Here is a 17798-nt window from a genome sequence, read left to right as displayed (position 1 = left end):
GGCCCGGGGGTCGTTTGATGGCGGTCGATTGACCTTAGTACCGGCGCGCCGACCCAGATGCAAATGGTTCTTATTTTCGAGCGTTTCGCTCAGGTATCGGAATCGTCAGTGTTTTCCGATGGTTCGGCGTCCTCCAGGCCCGCCCCGCCGATGCCCAGCAACACCGGCCGCGAATCGAGCAGGCCGGCGGCCCGCAGGTCCTCCACCCCTGGCAGGTCGCGCAGCGTCTCCAGGCCGAAATGATCGAGGAAATGGTCGGTGGTGATCCAGGTCAGCGGGCGCCCCGGCGTCTCGCGGCGGCGGCCCGGCCGGATCCAGCCGTTCTCCATCAGGATGTCCAGCGTGCCCTTGCTGGTCGCCACGCCGCGGATCGCCTCGATCTCCGCACGGGTCACCGGCTGGTGGTAGGCGATGATGGCCAGCGTCTCGATGGCGGCGCGGGACAGCTTCTTGGAAACCTCCTCCTCCTGCCGCAGCAGCGGGGCGAGGTCCACCGCCGTGCGGAAGGACCAGCCGGCGCCGGTGCGGATCAGGTTCACCCCGCGCGCCGCGTAATGGACGCGCAATTCCTCCAGCAGGGCGCGGACGTCGGCGCCGCGCGTCAGCCGCCGGCCCAGCGTCTCCTCGTCCAGCGGGTCGGCGGAGGCGAACAGCAGCGCCTCCAGCAGGCGCAGATCGCGCAATCGCTGCTCGACCTCCTCCGGGTTGTCGATCTCCTGGATCATGCCGTCGGGTCCGCTCATTCCTCGTCGCCCTGTTCATGCCGGCGCGATGCCCGGCGGACGTAGATGGGGGAAAAGGCGCCGTCCTGGCGAAGCTCCACCCGTCCCGCCTTGGCCAGTTCCAGCGTCGCCGCGAAATGAGCAGCCAGCGCCGAGCGGGTCAGCAGCCCGCCGCGCACACCGTCCGGCAGGAAACTCGACAGGGTGGCCCAGTCCGGCATGCGGCCCAGCAGCTCCGACAGGCGGCGCACCGCGTCCTCCAGCGAATAGAGGCGCACCGGCTCGATGTGCAGGACGCCGCCCTCCTGCCGCTTCTTATGCTCGCCATAGGCCTTCAGCAGGTCGTAGAGCGTGACCTGGAAGACCGACTTGCGCAGGATGTCGAGGTCCTCCGGGGCGCCACGGGCGAAACGGTCCACCCCGAGCTGCGGGCGGGCGAACAGTTGGGCCGCCGCCCCCTTCATCGCCTCCAGCCGCTGCAACTGGAAGGCCAGCGCCGCCGCCATGTCCTCGCCCGAGGGCTCCTCGTCCTCGACCTCCGGGATCAGCAGGCGGGACTTCAGGTAGGCCAGCCACGCCGCCATGACGAGATAATCCGCCGCAAGCTCCAGCCGCACCTTCCGCGCCTCGGCGATGAAGGCGAGGTATTGGTCGGCGAGCTGGAGGATGGAAATCTTCGTCAGGTCCACCTTCTGCTCGCGCCCCAGCGCCAGCAGCATGTCGAGCGGCCCCTCGAACCCGTCCAGGACGAGAACGAGCTGTTCCGCCGGGCTCACCGCCTCGGCGCCCTCGTCCTTATGATCCGGGGGTTTCCTGCCGACCATGCCGTCAGTTGCCGCTGAGGATGCGAATCAGTTCGATCATGTAATCCACCGGCGGGCCGAGCACCCAGGAGAAGACGCTGAGGTCCATGCCCAGCTCCCGCCCGATGAAGGGCAGCAGGAAGAAGGCGCCGATCAGGATCAGCATCCCGTACTTCTCCAGCCGGGCCAGTGGGAAGGCCAGCGCGTCGGGCAGGATGCCGACCGCCACGCGCCCGCCGTCGAGCGGCGGCAGCGGGATCATGTTGAAGACCATCAGCACGACGTTGACGAGGACCGACACCTCCAGGGCGGCGCGGACCCACATCTCCGTCGCTCCCCCCTGCGGGCTGGTGAAGCCCCAGACGATCGCGGAGACCAGCGCCAGGACGAAATTCACCCCCGGCCCGGCCAGCGCCACCCAGACCATGTCGCGGCGCGGGTGGTGCAGGCGCCCGAAATTCACCGGCACCGGCTTGGCCCAGCCGAAGACGAAACCGGTGGTGAAATACATCACCGCCGGCAGCACCACCGTGCCCAGGGGATCGATGTGGCGGAGCGGGTTCAACGTCACCCGGCCCAGCCGCCACGCCGTGTCGTCGCCGCGCCACATCGCCACGAAGCCGTGCGCCGCCTCGTGCATGGTGATGGCGAGGATCGCGGGGATGGCGACCGCGAAGATCATCGGTATGCGGTCGATCAGACCTTCCAGCACGCACGTCTCTCCCGTTGCGCTCCCCGGACCGGTCCGGGAAGCCTGAGCATGGCTCTAAACCTGGGGAGTTCCCAGCAATTCCGCCAGACGCGCCCGCAGATCGTCGGCGTCCGCCGGCTGCGCCGGGCAACGCAGCGCCTCGGCCCTCGCCCAGCGGCGGACGGCTTCCCCGCTCATCGCCGGAACGCCCTCGGCCACCGCCACCATCTCCTCCATCACGCCGTTGCAATGGAGCACGACGTCCAGCCCGGCGGCGAGGACCGCCTCGGCCCGGCCGCGCATGCCGCCGGCCAGCGCGCCCATCGACAGGTCGTCGCTGAACAGCAGACCGTCGAAGCCGATAGGGGCGCCGCGCACCACGTCGCGCACCACGATGGCGGAGGTGCTGGCGGGCTGGCCCGGGTCGATGGCCTTCAGCACCACATGGGCGACCATGCCGAGCGGCATGTCGGCCAGGGCGCGGAACGGTGCGAAGTCGGTGGCCTCCAGCGCCGCGCGCGGGGCGTCCACCACCGGCAGCTCGGCGTGGCTGTCGGCGAAGGCCCGGCCATGGCCGGGCAGATGCTTGACGACCGGCAGCACGCCGCCGGCCATCAGCCCCTCGCAGGTCGCCCGCGCCAGATCGGCCACGCGGGCCGGATCGCCGCAGAAGGCGCGGTCGCCGATGATGTCGTGGGCACCCTCGACCGGCACGTCGCAGACCGGGGCGCAATCGACCGTCACGCCGCAATCGGCCAGCATCAGCGCCAGCAGGCGGGCGTTGATCCGGGCGGCCTCCCGCCCGGCGTCGGCGTCGCGGGCAGCGAGGTCGCCGAAGGCGCGCATCGGCGGAAAGGCCGGCCAGTGCGGCGGGCGCATGCGGGCCACCCGACCGCCCTCCTGGTCGATCAGCACGGGGGCGTCGGCGCGGCCCACCGCCGCGCGCATCTCTGCCACCAGCGCGCGCACCTGCTCCGGCGTCTCGCAGTTGCGCCGGAACAGGATGAAGCCCAGCGGGTCGGCGTCGCGGAAGAAGGCGCGCTCGTCCGCGGTCAGCGCGGTGCCGGCGGCGCCGAACACCACCGCACGGTGAGGCGCAGGATGGGCCGCGCGACGAGGTCCGGACGCGTTTCGGGCGTTCGGCAAAGCCGGATCAGGGACGGACAACCACACACCCCACATTCTGGGACTTGAGCTGGGCGCAGACCGACTTGGCGCGCTCCTCGTCGAGGCCGACGCCCTGGATGCGGTAGAAGATGCCCTTCTCGCCCAGATCGGCCTTGGCGACCTGCATCGAGAGCCCGCCGAGCGCGGCGCCGTAGCGGCTGGTCAGCCGCTTCCATTCCGTCGATGCCTCGGCTTCGCTGCGCACCGCGGCAAGCTGGACACGCCAGTTCCCCCCACCCGACGCCTTCGCCGGAACGGGGGCCGGCTGCGGAGCCGGGGCGGCGGCCACCGGCGGTGCGGGCTGCGGCTTGGGCGCCGCGGGCGGTGTCTGGGCCTGCGGCGGAGCGGGCGCCGGCTTGGCGGCGGGCGGCGGGGCGGTCTTGGGCGCCGGAGCGGCCGGAGCGGCCGGAGCCGGGGCCGGAAGGGCGGCCACGGCGGGCGGCGGAGCCGGAGCGGCGGCGGGCGGCGGAACCCCCTCCCCGTCCTGGCGCGGCACCGTGGTGGTGGAGCCCGGCGGTGGCGGCGGAAGCTGGGCCACCGCGGGCGCCTCCGGCAGGGTCGGCGACGGCGGCACCTGGGGGGCCACGACCGGACGCGGCAGCGGCTCCTCCGGCGGCGGCAGCAGGCGCTCGATCTGCGACTTCGACCCGCGGTCGTTCAGCCGCTCGTAGACCAACTTGTCCTGATGCGGCACTTCCATGCCGCCGGGCTGCTCCGGACGGGCCTTGGTCGGCGCGCTGTCGGCCATCAACAGCGGCGGGCCGCCGTCCGGCGTGCTCTGCCCCTTGCCGCTGTAGACGACGACGATCGCACCGGCGAAGGCCACGATGCCGACCACCGCCAGACCGAGGCCGAGCAGACCGCGCCGACCTCCCCGTTGCGGCGGCGTGCCGTAGGGATCGCTGGCGTAGTTGGCATCGCCCTCATACCTCATGACCGCATTTCCTCCACCGGCTCCACACCCATCACGGCGAGGCCGGAGGCGACCACCGTGGCGACCGCGCTGACCAGCGCCAGACGGGCCACCGTCACCTCCTCGTCGCCGTCGATCAGGAAGCGCAGGCTGGTGTCGTCGCGGCCCTTGTTCCACAGCGCGTGGAAGTCGCTGGCGAGGTCGTAGAGGTAGAAGGCCACGCGGTGCGGCTCGTGCGCCTCGGCGGCGGACTCGACCAGACGCGGCCAGGTCGCCATGCGCTTGGCCAGCGCCATCTCCTCCTCGCTGTCGAGGCGGGCAAGGTTGGCCCTGGCGGCCAGCGCCGCCAGCGACAGGTCGGCCCCCGGCAGCGCCGTCGCGGCGTGGCGCAGGACCGAGCGGCAGCGGGCGTGGGCGTACTGCACGTAGAAGACCGGGTTGTCCTTCGACTGCTCGACGACCTTGGCGAAGTCGAAGTCCAGCGTCTGGTCGTTGCGGCGGGTCAGCATGATGAAGCGGACGACGTCGCGCCCGACCTCCTCGATCACGTCGCGCAGCGTCACGAAGGTGCCGGCGCGCTTGGACATCTTCACCGGCTCGCCGTTCTTCATCAGATGGACGAGCTGGCAGAGCTTCACGTCCAGCGACGCCTTGCCCTCGGTGATCGCCGTGGTCGCCGCCTGCATGCGCTTGACGTAGCCGCCATGGTCGGCGCCCCACACGTCGATCTGCAGGTCGAAGCCGCGGCGGTGCTTGTCGTAGTGATAGGCGATGTCGTTGGAGAAGTAGGTAAAGGACCCGTCCGACTTCTTCAGCGGGCGGTCGACGTCGTCGCCGAAGTCGGTGGACTTGAACAGGGTCTGCGGGCGCGGCTCCCAGTCGTCGGGCTTCTTGCCCTTGGGCGGCTCCAGCACGCCGACATAGATCAGGCCGCGGTCCTCCAGCGCCTTCAGCGCCGTGTCCACCGCCCCGGCCTTCACCAGCGCGCGCTCCGAGCTGTAGACGTCCATGCGGACGCCGAGGACGCCGAGGTCCTCCTTGATCCATTCCATGATCGTGGCGATGGCGAAGTCGCGGCAGGCGGGCAGCCAGTCGGCCTCGTCCGCGCCGACCCACTTGCTGCCGTCGCGCTCGGCCAGGGCCTGCCCGACCTCCTTCAGATACTCGCCGGGATAGAGGCCCGCCGGAATCTCGCCGATGTCCTCGCCCAGCGCCTCGCGGTAGCGCAAGAAGGTGGAGCGGCCCAGCACGTCGACCTGGGCGCCGGCGTCGTTGATGTAATATTCGCGGCTGACGGCGTAGCCCGCCTTCTCCAGCAGCGCGGCCAGCGCGTCGCCGAAGACGGCGCCGCGGCCGTGGGCGGCGTGCAGCGGGCCGGTGGGGTTGGCCGACACGTATTCGACATTCACGGGACGCTGGCCGCCCAGCGTGCTCTCGCCATAGGCGGTGCCGGCGGTCAGCACGTCGCGGATGCGGTCGCGCCAGACCTCGGCCGACAGGCGCAGGTTCACGAAGCCCGGACCGGCGATCTCGGCGCTCGCCACGTCGGGGCGGGTCTTCAGCTTCGCCACCAGCAGCTCGGCCAGCGCACGGGGCGGCTTGCCCGCCGGCTTGGCCAGGATCATCGCCGCGTTGGTCGACAGGTCGCCGTGCGCCGCCTCGCGCGGCGGCTCCACCGTCAGGCGCGCGGTGTCGAGCCCCGCCGGGATCTGGCCTTCGGCGGCCAGCTCGTCCAGCAGCTTGCGGATGTCGTTCTCGAAGACCTTGAAGATGTTCATCGTTTCAATTCTTGCTTTAGGTCTGGGCCGGTTAGGTCTTGGCGTCCATGTCGAACAGGCGGGCGTATTCGGCGAGCGCGTAGCGGTCGGTCATCCCGGCGATGTAGTCGGCGACCAGCCGCGCCAGCACCGTCCGGTCTCCCTGCCCTCCCTGCTTTGCAACATCCTCCTGCCATTGCGTCGGCAGGGTGTTCGGCTCGGCCATGAACAGGTCGAACAGGGCGGTGACCACCCGCTTGCACTTGCTCATCTCCCGGTTCACCCGGTAATGGCGGTACATGCGCTGTTTCAGGAAGGCGCGCAAGGGCCGCTGCGCCTCGACCATCGCGGGGGAGAAGCTGACGACCGCCTCCGGCAGGGCGCGCAGCTCGGCGGCGCTGCCCGGACGATGGCGGTCCAGCCGCTCCCGCGTCTCGGCCAGCAGGTCGACGATCATGTTGTTGATCATCCGCCGGATCGTCTCGTGGATCAGGCGGGAGCGCTCCAGCCCCGGATAGCGGTCGCAGACCTGCCGCACCACCGGGCCGACCAGCGGCAGTTCCGCCACCTCGTCCACCGTGAACAGGCCGGCGCGCAGCCCGTCGTCGATGTCGTGGTTGTTGTAGGCGATGTCGTCGGCCAGGGCCGCCACCTGCGCCTCGGCGCCCGGGTTGGTGTGAAGCTCAAGGTCCCAGCGCTCTTGGAAGGCGGCCAGGGTCGTCGGCAGCTTTTCACCATCGCCGATAGGAAGCAGCGGGCCGTTGTGCTTGACCACGCCTTCCAACGCTTCCCAAGTGAGGTTCAGCCCGTCGAAATCGGCGTAGCGCCGCTCCAGCATAGTCAGGATGCGCAGCGTCTGGTCGTTGTGGGCGAAGCCGCCGTAGGGCGCCATGCAGGCGTTCAGCGCGTCCTCGCCGGCATGGCCGAACGGCGTGTGGCCGAGATCGTGGGCGAGTGCCACCGCCTCGGCCAGATCCTCGTTCAGCCCCAGCGCGCGGCTGATCGAGCGGGCGATCTGCGCCACCTCCAGGCTGTGGGTCAGGCGGGTGCGGAAATAGTCGCCCTCGTGATAGACGAAGACCTGCGTCTTGTACTTCAGCTTGCGGAAGGCACCGGAATGCACGATGCGGTCGCGGTCGCGCTGGTAGCACGAGCGCGTCGGGCTTTCCGGCTCCGGGAACAGCCGGCCGCGCGTCTGTGCGGGGTCGCAGCCATGGGGCGCCGGGCGATCCTGGGAGAAGTCCGCCGTCATGGCGCGGACACTACCGACGCAAACCGCGCTGCGCAACGGCGAAGGCGGAGACCGGCCGAGACATCCGGCAGCCGCGTCCAGGCGAACCGCAGGTCAGGCATGAGTTCGCCGGACATGCCTTTGACGAAAGGCGGACGCCCCCTTACATTCGTCGTTGTGTCGTCTGTCCCGCGAAACGCCCCGCGAAACACTGAGGTCCGTCCCATGCCCGACACCGCCCTTCCCGCCACCGCGCAAGAGGGTGCGCGCGTTCTGACCGTGTCCGACAGCGCCGCCAAGCGCGTCGCCTTCCTGATCGAGCACGAGGGCGATCCGGCCCTGATGCTGCGCCTGACCGTGTCGGGCGGCGGCTGCTCCGGCTTCCAGTACGGCTTCGCCTTCGACGCCACGGCGAACGAGGACGACCATGTGTTCGAGAAGAACGGCGTGAAGGTCGTCACCGACGACGTCTCGCTGGACCTGCTGGCCGGCTCCACCCTCGATTACGTCGAGGACCTGATGGGGGCCGCCTTCCAGATCAAGAACCCGAACGCCACGGCCTCCTGCGGCTGCGGCAACTCCTTCGCCGCCTGACGGTTCCTTTCTCCCCGGCCTTTGCCGAACAAGAAGAACAAGACGTGAAGATCGCCACCTGGAACGTCAATTCGGCGAAGGCCCGCCTTCCGCTGATCACCGACTGGCTGCGCGCGGAGTCCCCGGACGTCGCGCTGCTCCAGGAAATCAAGTGCGAGACCGCGGCCTTCCCCCGCGCCGCCTTCGAGGAGTTGGGCTATCACGTCACGCCGGTGGGGCAGAAGTCCTACAACGGCGTGGCGTTCCTCTCCAAGGCGCCGCACGAGGACGTGCTGACCCGCCTGCCCGGCGAGCCGGAGGACGAGCAGGCCCGCTATGTCGAGGCCACGGTGGCCGGTGTGCGCATCGCCTCGCTCTATCTGCCCAACGGCAACCCGCTCGGGACGGAGAAGTTCGCCTACAAGCTCCGCTGGATGGACCGGCTGCACGCCCACGCCCGCGGTCTGCTGGCGCAGGAGATGCCCTTCGTGCTGGGCGGCGACTACAACATCATTCCGGAGCCGCGCGACGTCTTCGACCCGGTGGCCTTCGCCGGCGACGCCCTGTTCCAGCCCGAATCGCGGGCGAAGTTCCGCGCCCTGCTGAATCTGGGGCTGACCGAGGCCTACCGCGCGCTTCACGACGATGACCACGCTTACACCTTCTGGGATTATCAGGCGGGCTGCTGGCCGCGGGACCTGGGGCTGCGCATCGATCACTTCCTGCTGTCCCCACAGGCCGCCGACCGTCTGGTGGAATGCCGCATCGACCGTCGGCCACGCGGTGCGGAAAAGGCGTCCGACCACACGCCCGTCCTGCTCGAGCTGCGCGACGGATCAGACATTTCTTAAATTTTTTTACGCATCCTCAAGGCCGACTCGGAAGCCGAGCGAGCGCCCATCCGCGGGAAGAGGCGGCAAGACGATGGTCTGGGGACAGGACAGCGGCCGCAGAGCGATCGAAGAACTGCTGGCGGCCATTGAGCAGCAGGCCGGCGAGGCGGTCGCTCTGGGCGCGCGTGCGCAGCGCGACATTCAGGAGGACCGCTTCGCCTCCTTCCTCGGCTTCCGCCGAAAGGTGGAAGAGGTGCGCGCCCTCGTCGCGCTGACGGAAGAGCGCCTGACGACCGTCAACACGGCGAAGCTGTCCGACCTGCGCACGGAATTCGAACGGATCGACCTGTTGCTGACCGGCCTGCTGACCCGCGCTACGCGGAACTATTTCGAACGGATGCGGGACGATCAGGCGCTTCCCATCGGCGCCCGCGAACTGTTCGAGCCGGAATTGAAGATCATCGAGGAGATGCGCAGCAAGCTGGATCGCCCGCACTACGCGGGCCGCGTTTCGGCCACGGTGATCGAAGACCTGGAGGCGACCGGTGTCATGATCCGCAAGGTCATCAGCCGAGCCTCCAGCCTTCCCGATTTCTCCGACTCCCCGACGCCCCCGAAGCCGACGAAGCGGTTGTCGAATTTGGGCCGCCCGATCAGGATGTGAGGCCCTCACGTTTAACGTTGGTGTTCGCTGCACAACGGGGCTCAAAAGCGAGTTGACCCCGGACCAGGGACACGGCATGTTCCCCCCGCTTCCGATCCCCAGCAAGCGGCGAGCCGAGATCAGGCTTTGTTTTTGGGGATCAGAGCGGGGACCAGAGGGCGATGGTCCTTAGACGCGCAAGGCTAAGCCCTTGAAAGCGTTGATTGGATGGGTGGCCGAGCGGTTTAAGGCTCCAGTCTTGAAAACTGGCGTGGGGGCAACCCCACCGTGGGTTCGAATCCCACCCCATCCGCCAATTTCTTCTTCGTCGAATTTCGCTGAACCCCGCCAAACCCGCATGTTTGCTGGCTTTTAGCCCGGCACCTCCTTCGCCAACCATCGCCCTTGACCGCCGGAAGCCGGCCCCTGATGATGGGTAGGATAGCGGGTAGCGCCTCGTACCCATCACCGCCATCCTGACGCTGCTACGTTACCCATCATAGGATACCCATCAACATGGGGCTAACCTGCTGATCCGGAGCGGAAAATGCCGAAAAAAGCCGTCGGCCTAACAGCTCGAAAAGTTGAAACGATTCGGACCCCAGGCCTCTTCGCCGATGGCAATGGCCTCTACCTCCAGGTCACCGCCACGGGGGCCAAGACCTGGATTTTCCGCTACTCCATAGGCGGGAAACGAAGGGACATGGGGCTGGGCTCGACCACCGTCGTTAGCCTCGCGCAGGCCCGAGACAAGGCCGTAGAAGCGAAGAAGGTCGTAGCGGCGGGAACTGACCCGCTCGAAGCCAGGAAAGCTCAGGAAGCCGCACAAGCGCTGGAGGCGGCCCGTGCCGTGACATTCAAAGAGTGCGCGGCCAGCTATATCGAATCGATGCAGGCCGGATGGAAGAGCGCCAAGCATGGAGCGCAATGGACGTCGACGCTCGAAACCTATGCCTATCCGTTGATCGGGAGCCTACCCATCAACGCCATCGACACCAACCTCGTGCTCAAGGTTCTGGAACCGATCTGGACCACCAAGACGGAGACGGCCAGCCGGGTCCGTGGACGCATTGAATCGATTCTCGATTACGCCAAGGTCCGCGGACATCGGTCCGGCGAGAACCCGGCCCGGTGGCGCGGCCACCTCGACCACATCTTGCCCGCCAAGAACGATGTGGTGAAGGTCGAGCATCACGCCGCCCTGCACTACGCCTCGATGCCGTCGTTCTGGCCGAAGCTCCAGGTTCAGGACGGCATGGGAGCGCGGGCGCTGGAGTTGGCCATCTTGACCGCCACACGAACCAGCGAGGTTCTGGGCGCGAAATGGTCAGAGGTCGACACAGAGAGGCGGGTTTGGATCATCCCGCCAGAGCGGATGAAGCCTGGTGTCGAACATCGGGTGCCGCTGACGGAACCGACCCTCGCACTGCTGAGGAAGATGGGCGCGATCCGAAGGGGAGAGCTGGTGTTCACCGGGCAGACCAAGGACCGTCCGCTTTCCAACATGGCGATGAACATGACGCTCCGCAGGATGAAGCTGGACGTCACCCCTCATGGATTCCGCAGCACGTTCCGGACCTGGGTTGCCGAGAAGACCCATTTCCCAGACGATGTGGCGGAGGCAGCATTATCCCATACACAGGGCAACAAGGTGGTGGCCGCCTATCAGCGCGGGGATCTGTTCGAAAAGCGGCGCCTGCTGATGCAGGCATGGGCACAGTTCGTTACCGGGTTGGACGAGGAAACCGAACAGGCCGATGGGTAACGCCCCACCGTGAGGCAAACCCCTCTCCGCCGTAAAGACGGTTCTTGCCATCGTGGCAAGAACCCCTTGGTTCAGACCGTCGGTTCCTGAAAAGTCAGGAGCCGGCGCAACTTTCTCAAAAGTGAGGCACTTGATTCTGCTCCGTTGCGGGATATCCCGGCACGGTCACCACTCGATTCCGCTTGCAGCCTTCCTTGCCCCCATCGGCTCGCTGCCAGGGCGTCCGCACTATGGAGCCCCCTCCCGCAGCCGCCGGGCCACAGCGACCGGAGAAGCCGCCACCGCCCCTTCCCCGAGCTAAGGGACAACCCATTGGCCGCCCGGCGAACCCGGTCAACGGCCGTTTCCGATCCGTCGCCACGGCCGATGGAACGGGTGCCGCACCGTTACGGACGGCGGTGCGATCCGTCATGAATCCGTTTGCAATCCGTGACGGACACACAACGGACAGCCTGCACCTCGATCACAGTCCATAGGTCACGCCCGCGGGCTTGCCGGCCCTGCCCAGGCCGGCACTGCGAACGTACCGGATGTCACAGACCAGCCGGCGCTTCCTGGCTGGCAATGCGCTGGCCTGAACACTACAGCGCCGACGAAAACCCTACAGGCTTCCTGAAGACCTGTTAACGCAGTGGGCTCGTGCAACGGAACCAGCCCCTTGACCATGCGGCTGGACGGTGTGAGCAACGCAGATGCGTAGGGATCGGCAGGAGTTGGCCCGGCAGGTAGGGGCGGGACTGCGGTTCCGCCCCTTTCGATTCAAGCCCATGGCACCACCCACCATGCTCAACCAACGCCCTGCGCAGTGACAGGAACCATGGTAATTACGAAGGCAGGATCAAGGATGGAGGCTGGCTCTGGTTGTGGGTTGAGGCCAAGCGCCGCAACGTAGGTTGCGTTACCGCAAAAAATCCTTACAATTCGATGTGGTCCTGGGGTGAAGCTGATTCGGTATAGGGGAACTTGAGACGGCTAGCTGACAATATTGCGCCTGCTCAGGCCGCGGGTTACATCCTTCAGCTGGATAGGGCGCTTTACCACCTCGCGCATGCGGCGAGCGGAGAAACAGCCGTCGCGGTCGAGCACGTTGACGATGTTGCTGTCATGAAGGACGGCAAGGTTGTTGTTCTCGAGCAAGATAAGAGCTCAACCCGCACAGGTGCGCGACTTTTAGGTGACCGGACTCGAGCGGTATGGCGCACCTTGCAGATTTGGCTCAGGCACTATGAGGCGCCCGGCGGTGATTGCTGCATGCGATACATTTTCTTTGTCAATCAGTGGGTCTCATCGCCGATCGCAACGCTTCTCAAGCAGCAAAGCGCTGGTCAAATACAGGCGACTGACGTCGTTCAGGCCCTGCGCAAAATTGGCAGTAAGCGAAGTTCATCAAAAATCCAAGAGATAATTGATGACGTTCTGAGAAGGAGTGATGACGTACTTCTGTTCATCGTTTCGAAAATAGAGATTGTTGAAGCTAGTGATCAAATAAGCGAACGGAAGTCGATAGCAAACGGCTTGGGCCTAAACCCCCGTGCAGACGCGGAAGACATCCTTGACGGCTTGTTCGGTTGGCTGACCAATCGCATGCGAGCTGACTGGTCGGAGGGACGCGCTGGTGTGATCACCCGAACGGAAATCCTTATTCAAAGCCATGCTTTGCAAGCAAAACAAGCCAGCAGCCGGTTTCTCCCCCGTGCCGCTGCGGAAATTGTTATCGATGAGAAAGTCCGGCAGGGTGCGCTTTCGAGGAATTTTGTGGAACACCTAGGGCGGATTGAAGCTGAGGATGAGGACGTCGTTCAAGCTGTCGACCATTTTCTAAAGTTCAGTATCGAAAAGCATCGACTCGTACGAGCAGGTGATGTGCCGGACGTCGAATGGAGAAATCGTTCTGCTCGGTTGCGCGAACGATGGGCGGGGGTGATGCGCCGCAGAAGACGCGAGCTTGCCGAACGGTCAAAGACAGAGATCGGCCAAACCGTGCTGGCTGATGTGACATATGATCATCGTGAGAACCTCGACGGCCACGCCTGCGATGAACTCTACATGACCTCGGGCCACTATCATCGCCTAGCGGACGAAGACGAGATTTGGTGGGATCCAACATTCCAGCAAAGGGGCTGAAATGAGGGACGATCATGAAGAGTTGATTGCAAGAAATCCAGCGCTACTTGCTCGCCTATATTGGCATTTAGCACAAAAATATAGCGAGACAGCTAAGGGGGGATCGCCAATTCTGCCCGTCTTTCTGGTGGGCACTGGCTTGCTATTCCATCGCGAAACTGTCGAGAAGATCTACCGGATGAAATTTGATAGTCGATTTCTAAAGGTTGTGGTTGAACGCCCTGACCTCATCGCAGGGCTGCAGGCCCGTATTGAAGGTGCCTCGCCTGCTGCGTTGTGCGGCCTCCAACTCGGTGTTTCTTCAGGTTTGCTGCAGCGCGATGGAGGAGAAGGATTTCCGACCTTCCGGGCAGTTGGAGGTACTGATCTGCCAATTGCTCTCCGCGAGGCAAACTCTTCCCTTGGCCCAATGATCGCCGCAGCGAAGCGGCTCGGTGCTTGGTTCGCGTTAGAACCCTTCGAAACCATCCAACGTCAATTGTCGTTAGAGTTTTAAGACATGAAGCTATTCATACTATCCATTATCATTTGGCCTGAAGATCCAGCGCACGAGCCAAGAGTGCTACCTTTTGATCCATCTCGCGTTTCTATTGTTACTGGGTGGAGTAGCACGGGAAAATCATCAATTATTGATATTATTAATTACGTTCTTGGCTCAGGCGTGTGCTCGATCCCAGTCGGCGTTATTCGCGATTCGGCTTCATGGTACGGCTTAGAAATAGAGACCGACGCTGGGCTCATGCGGATTGCTCGTCCCAAACCAGCAGCCCGACAAGTTTCGGATGATATCTGGCTTCAGCAAGGCACTGATACAGAAAACTCGTTGCCGCAGCGTCCAACGGCAACGACCAACGTTGCGCGTCTCAAGGCGATGTTCGATACATTGTCGGGGTTATCCAATCTGAGTGTGGTGCCAGAAGGAGCACAGGATCGGGCCAGTTTTCGAGACATGGCATCGTTCAATTTTCTACCACAGCATGTTGTTGCCAATCCCTATACGTTGTTGTTTAAAGCCGATTCATCAGACCATAGAAATAAACTCCAACATGTGCTTCCATTGGCGATGGGCATTATCACCAACGATGATCTCGTCCGTGCCCATAGAATTCGGCTCCTGCGCGATGAGCTGCGACGTGTTGAAACTGAGCTCCGAGCGCGTCGCAATGCTACAGACAACTGGCGCACCACCGCTCATGGAGTGTTCTTTCGCGCCCAGGAATTGAGCTTGTTGCCTTCAGGTGAGCCCCCTGACAGTTTGCCCACATTGATTGGGTTGCTCAGGGAGATGGTCCAAGCCGGTGGAAGAACGGTTGCCGCAACGGGGCGAGTGACGGCGGCCGTTAATCGTCTGGATGAGATCAGGCGTCGTGAGCAGGCTTTAGATGTCAAGATAGCTACGGACAGGCGCCGTCTTCGGAAGCTTAGAAGCCTCTCGCGCTCTGTGTACGATTATGACGAGATTTTGAAGGAACAATCGGCCAGCGTTGTGGGGGTCGGGTGGTTCAAGGCACATACTCCCACAGGTAGTTGCATCCTCTGTGGGTCTGATACAGAGCTTGCAAAACAGGCTCTTGCAGAACTTGATGGTCCGATTGCCGAACTTTCGGCTCTTGCAGCCGGTGCTACTTCCACTAAGCCTATGGTGGATCGCGATATCGTTGCAATTCAGGAGAGCCTCTTAACGGACGAGCGCGAACTACTATCTTTGCGGCGGATGCGTCAGGTGTTTGAAGCGGAGGTGGATGCTGAACGAGGTCAGAGCCAAAGCCTTGAGAGTGTTTACCGGTTTATTGGCTCGACTGAACAGGCTATACGAATGCTTAATGAGGTCGAAGGCGAAGGTGGCATCGCCGCTCGCGCAGAAGCGCTGCGCAAGGAAGTACGTGACCTCAGTGGAATGGCGAACGAAGAAGATCGACGGAATCGGGCGCAGCGCGTACATGATCAAATATCCACCTATATCCCTAAGATTATTTCCGCGCTCGGCGTTGCTGGAGCAGATGGTAAGCCAGTTATAGATGAACGAGAGTTAAATATTAGATTCGATAGAGATGGAGAGGTGCGCCATGATTATTTGTGGGAGATTGGAAGTGGAGAAAACTGGATGGCATATCATATTGCTACCCTGCTAGCTCTGCATGGTGTATTCCTTAGCCGTGGGGCTAACAATCCAGTTCCAACATTTCTAATCATCGATCAGCCAAGTCAAGTTTATTTTCCGAGCGACACTTTTGATAATTTTATTAAGAAAAAAGAGGAGGGGCAGCCCGATGAAAACCCACGTCGCCGCCGCCACCTATCAGACATCGAAAGCACTAACCGCATCTTTTCGAGTCTTGCTCGAGCCCATGCTGCATTTGAGGGGCGGCTACAGATTATAGTTTTGGACCATGCTGACCGACACGCTTGGGGATCCGTTGATGGGGTCGTGGAGGTTGCCAACTGGCGTGGCGACATTGATTTTCTGATCCCTTCCGCGTGGATTCCCGAGGACAACAACGAAGCCGACGATCAGCAATGATTAATGGGTAGGTCATAACAACCAACTTGTTCGTTTCCAACTGAGCGCGGCGTCCAGTTTTGGCGCATAGTCGACAGTAGGATGCGACAGGCTGGAGTCGGCCAAGACCGAGCCAGTTTGGTGGCCGTCCTCTTGCTCGAAACTGAAGGCGCGCAGGAGCTGGGCAGGCGGGCTGGGGCGGAAGTGCGTTTCTTCCCCTTCCGATTCCTGGGAGTCGACACCGGCCAGAGCGTGTACGAGACCAACGGCTAAGCCCCGATAACCCCGACCCCATCGGGGCACTCGCCCGCCCGGCCCGGAGCTGCCGCACCTGCATGATGATGGTGACGCAGCTCGCCAGCCGGCCGGGGGCTCTGTCCGCCCCTCTGGCGCTGGGTGTCGTCTCGACCGGCGACCGGCTGATGGTTGCCCGGTAGATCGCGATTCTGTGGGCCGTGGGTGTGGTCTGCGGCTTCTCCTGCGATGGAGTGGTGTCGCTCCTGCTGAGCCTGCTAACGTCGCCGGGAAGCCAGCCGGAGAAACAGATGAGCGACGACGCACCTAACATGCTGGACGCTTTGAGTGAGGGCGACGGCGCAGTCGAGTTCTTTCGGGAAATGGTCGAACCGACCGTCGCTGAGTTTCTCGATCGTCCGGATGATCGGCGGCTGGGCTGTTTGGCCTGCCTGTGTCTGGCGAGCATGGCGGACCACTATTTCCATGCTCGGCCGAGAATGCGGGATGAACGTGCTGATCCCAATGGTTTCCGGCGGAAGATCGGTGAGTCCCATTGGGCTGTGCGGCAGGTGATCGGGGTTGCCAACGCTACCAAGCATGTGGTGCGCCTAACAGGACGCGTCGGGTATCAAGACATTTCCGCGCAACCGATTACGTGCGCCAATCTGCGGGCTGGGTGGCCAATCAACGGCAATCAGGAGATGGTTGAGGTTGAGGGGGGTGAACTCTGGCTACTCGCTGATTTGGTCGAGGCAGCTTTGGAGTTCTGGCGCGACCGCTTGGCGGAGGTATGAACCTCATCTCCGTCTGGGCCGGTCCACCAGTTCCCCAGGCACGCCGAAGCCCGCCGGGTCTCCCGCGGCGGACTCACTGTATGTGTGCTCACAAGCTACGGGCGCTTAATATCAGAGCAATATTTTTGCTCAAGCGTTGCTATCCCGGTTTCCTTCTCGGTGGCGGCACTAGCGCTATTGGCTTCGATTATCAAGTTTGGCTCGGATGAAAGAAGAAATATTTTGTCAGGCATCGATAGATTATTCAGGAGTATATCAAAAAGTCCTTTGTTGTTTCTTCCGTAGAAACCTATTAGCGCGGCTGCCTTCTCCTCATCTGTGCCCTTCCTATCTATTTCTTCTTGGCATTTTTCTGTGTATTTTCTGACTTTCTGCCATTCATCTATGCTTATGAAGAACCCAATTGCAGTATAAATAGAAATTATTCCGCTAACTATTGCCAGCCAGGGCATTCTGAGATCTCCTTATTTGATTTACGCATCTTATAAGATTACGCGAAGGCTCACGTTTTGTCATGAAGCTCGTAACTTAAAAAATAATATTTTATGATTGATTTCAATTCCTGGGATGCGTTGCTTCATTTTGTCGCAACCGGGCTCCCGGCCCCCCGTCGCCTTGATAGGGGCCTTCCGGGATGAACTCGACGCCGGCCCCCTCCAGGGCGATGCGGAGCTTGGTAACGGTTTCCTCTGTGGTGACTACGCCCCCACGCTCAAAGCGGTTGACGGTAGCAACTCCAACTCCGGCTGACGCCGCGAGCTGAGAGGCATTCCATTCGAGGGCGGCACGCGCCATGCGGCATTGGGCTGGTGTCATAGCGTGATCAAATTACAATCACGGCGTCCTTGACGCAAGGCCAGCATCGTGATTGAATTTCAATCACGGCAGCAATGCCGGCGGCCGAACCGAGTGTTGCGACCACCCGGCCCGGCCTAACCACAATCGAGCTGTCTGGAGCTACGGATCATGGCTGATTCCGAGAATACCACACCCTTGCCTTTATGGCGCCTACCACTCGCGGTGCTGACCACCGTGTTCGTGCCGG

17 protein-coding genes and 1 tRNA gene are annotated in these 17798 nt (G+C 63.4%); 9 read left to right on the top strand and 9 right to left on the bottom strand.

What is annotated here, in order from left to right; translation table 11 throughout:
• Positions 1 to 89 precede the first annotated feature (89 nt).
• From scpB to FHW79_RS08405, 7 genes are all read right to left on the bottom strand, one after another.
• Positions 90 to 725 carry an SMC-Scp complex subunit ScpB gene (gene scpB, locus FHW79_RS08435; protein WP_183178832.1) on the bottom strand — a complete coding sequence of 212 codons (636 nt, stop codon included), beginning with the start codon at positions 723 to 725 and terminating at the stop codon, positions 90 to 92.
• A 14-nt stretch (positions 726 to 739) separates the two neighbouring features.
• Positions 740 to 1546 carry a ScpA family protein gene (locus FHW79_RS08430; RefSeq protein ID WP_183178497.1) on the bottom strand — a complete coding sequence of 269 codons (807 nt, stop codon included), beginning with the start codon at positions 1544 to 1546 and terminating at the stop codon, positions 740 to 742.
• A 4-nt stretch (positions 1547 to 1550) separates the two neighbouring features.
• Positions 1551 to 2237, bottom strand: a complete 687-nt coding sequence (locus tag FHW79_RS08425) for a site-2 protease family protein (RefSeq protein ID WP_348984088.1) — start codon at positions 2235 to 2237, stop codon at positions 1551 to 1553.
• Positions 2238 to 2291: 54 nt separating this feature from the next.
• Positions 2292 to 3296 (bottom strand): beta-N-acetylhexosaminidase, encoded by a 1005-nt coding sequence (gene nagZ / locus FHW79_RS08420; protein WP_348984087.1) that lies wholly within the window; start codon positions 3294 to 3296, stop codon positions 2292 to 2294.
• Positions 3297 to 3369: 73 nt separating this feature from the next.
• A complete protein-coding gene (locus FHW79_RS08415; protein ID WP_183178495.1) occupies positions 3370 to 4317 on the bottom strand; it encodes an SPOR domain-containing protein in 948 nt (315 codons plus the stop codon).
• Positions 4314 to 6074, bottom strand: coding sequence for an arginine--tRNA ligase (gene argS / locus FHW79_RS08410; RefSeq protein WP_183178494.1), 1761 nt, complete (start codon positions 6072 to 6074; stop codon positions 4314 to 4316). Before argS ends, FHW79_RS08415 begins: the two co-directional genes overlap by 4 nt.
• Positions 6075 to 6105: 31 nt before the next feature.
• Positions 6106 to 7305 carry a deoxyguanosinetriphosphate triphosphohydrolase gene (locus tag FHW79_RS08405; RefSeq protein ID WP_183178493.1) on the bottom strand — a complete coding sequence of 400 codons (1200 nt, stop codon included), beginning with the start codon at positions 7303 to 7305 and terminating at the stop codon, positions 6106 to 6108.
• Between the two features lie 204 nt (positions 7306 to 7509).
• On the opposite strand from FHW79_RS08405, the gene erpA reads away from it, so the two are divergent.
• The 9 genes from erpA (at position 7510) to FHW79_RS08360 (ending at position 16753) form a co-directional block, all read left to right on the top strand.
• The gene (gene erpA / locus FHW79_RS08400) at positions 7510 to 7878 is read left to right on the top strand and encodes an iron-sulfur cluster insertion protein ErpA (RefSeq protein ID WP_040134010.1); all 369 of its coding nucleotides are present in this window, start codon (positions 7510 to 7512) and stop codon (positions 7876 to 7878) included.
• A gap of 44 nt (positions 7879 to 7922) precedes the next feature.
• Positions 7923 to 8708 carry an exodeoxyribonuclease III gene (locus FHW79_RS08395; protein ID WP_183178492.1) on the top strand — a complete coding sequence of 262 codons (786 nt, stop codon included), beginning with the start codon at positions 7923 to 7925 and terminating at the stop codon, positions 8706 to 8708.
• Positions 8709 to 8781: 73 nt separating this feature from the next.
• Entirely contained in the window at positions 8782 to 9354 is a 573-nt protein-coding gene (locus FHW79_RS08390; protein WP_183178491.1) for a hypothetical protein, read from the top strand.
• A gap of 205 nt (positions 9355 to 9559) precedes the next feature.
• Positions 9560 to 9649, top strand: a tRNA-Ser gene (locus FHW79_RS08385).
• A gap of 231 nt (positions 9650 to 9880) precedes the next feature.
• Entirely contained in the window at positions 9881 to 11098 is a 1218-nt protein-coding gene (locus tag FHW79_RS08380; protein WP_183178490.1) for a site-specific integrase, read from the top strand.
• 1104 nt (positions 11099 to 12202) lie between these two features.
• Positions 12203 to 13222: an ABC-three component system protein gene (locus FHW79_RS08375; protein WP_211108169.1), complete on the top strand. Its 1020-nt coding sequence runs from the start codon at positions 12203 to 12205 to the stop codon at positions 13220 to 13222.
• 1 nt (position 13223) lies between these two features.
• A complete protein-coding gene (locus FHW79_RS08370) occupies positions 13224 to 13718 on the top strand; it encodes a three component ABC system middle component (RefSeq protein WP_183178489.1) in 495 nt (164 codons plus the stop codon).
• A 3-nt stretch (positions 13719 to 13721) separates the two neighbouring features.
• The gene (locus tag FHW79_RS08365; protein WP_183178488.1) at positions 13722 to 15743 is read left to right on the top strand and encodes a DUF3732 domain-containing protein; all 2022 of its coding nucleotides are present in this window, start codon (positions 13722 to 13724) and stop codon (positions 15741 to 15743) included.
• A 524-nt stretch (positions 15744 to 16267) separates the two neighbouring features.
• On the top strand, positions 16268 to 16753 hold the full coding sequence (locus tag FHW79_RS08360) for a hypothetical protein (protein ID WP_183178487.1): 486 nt from the start codon (positions 16268 to 16270) through the stop codon (positions 16751 to 16753).
• A gap of 95 nt (positions 16754 to 16848) precedes the next feature.
• Here the strand turns inward: FHW79_RS08360 and FHW79_RS08355 are convergent, their stop codons facing one another.
• A complete protein-coding gene (locus FHW79_RS08355; RefSeq protein ID WP_183178486.1) occupies positions 16849 to 17205 on the bottom strand; it encodes a hypothetical protein in 357 nt (118 codons plus the stop codon).
• 103 nt (positions 17206 to 17308) lie between these two features.
• Entirely contained in the window at positions 17309 to 17548 is a 240-nt protein-coding gene (locus FHW79_RS08350; protein ID WP_211108168.1) for a helix-turn-helix transcriptional regulator, read from the bottom strand.
• Between the last annotated feature and the right edge of the window lie 250 nt (positions 17549 to 17798).

The sequence above is a fragment of the Azospirillum sp. OGB3 genome (genome assembly GCF_014192915.1).
Taxonomy (GTDB): Bacteria; Pseudomonadota; Alphaproteobacteria; order Azospirillales; family Azospirillaceae; genus Azospirillum.
Note: the sequence above shows the minus strand (reverse complement) of the source record. Positions and strands in the feature narration are given on the sequence as shown.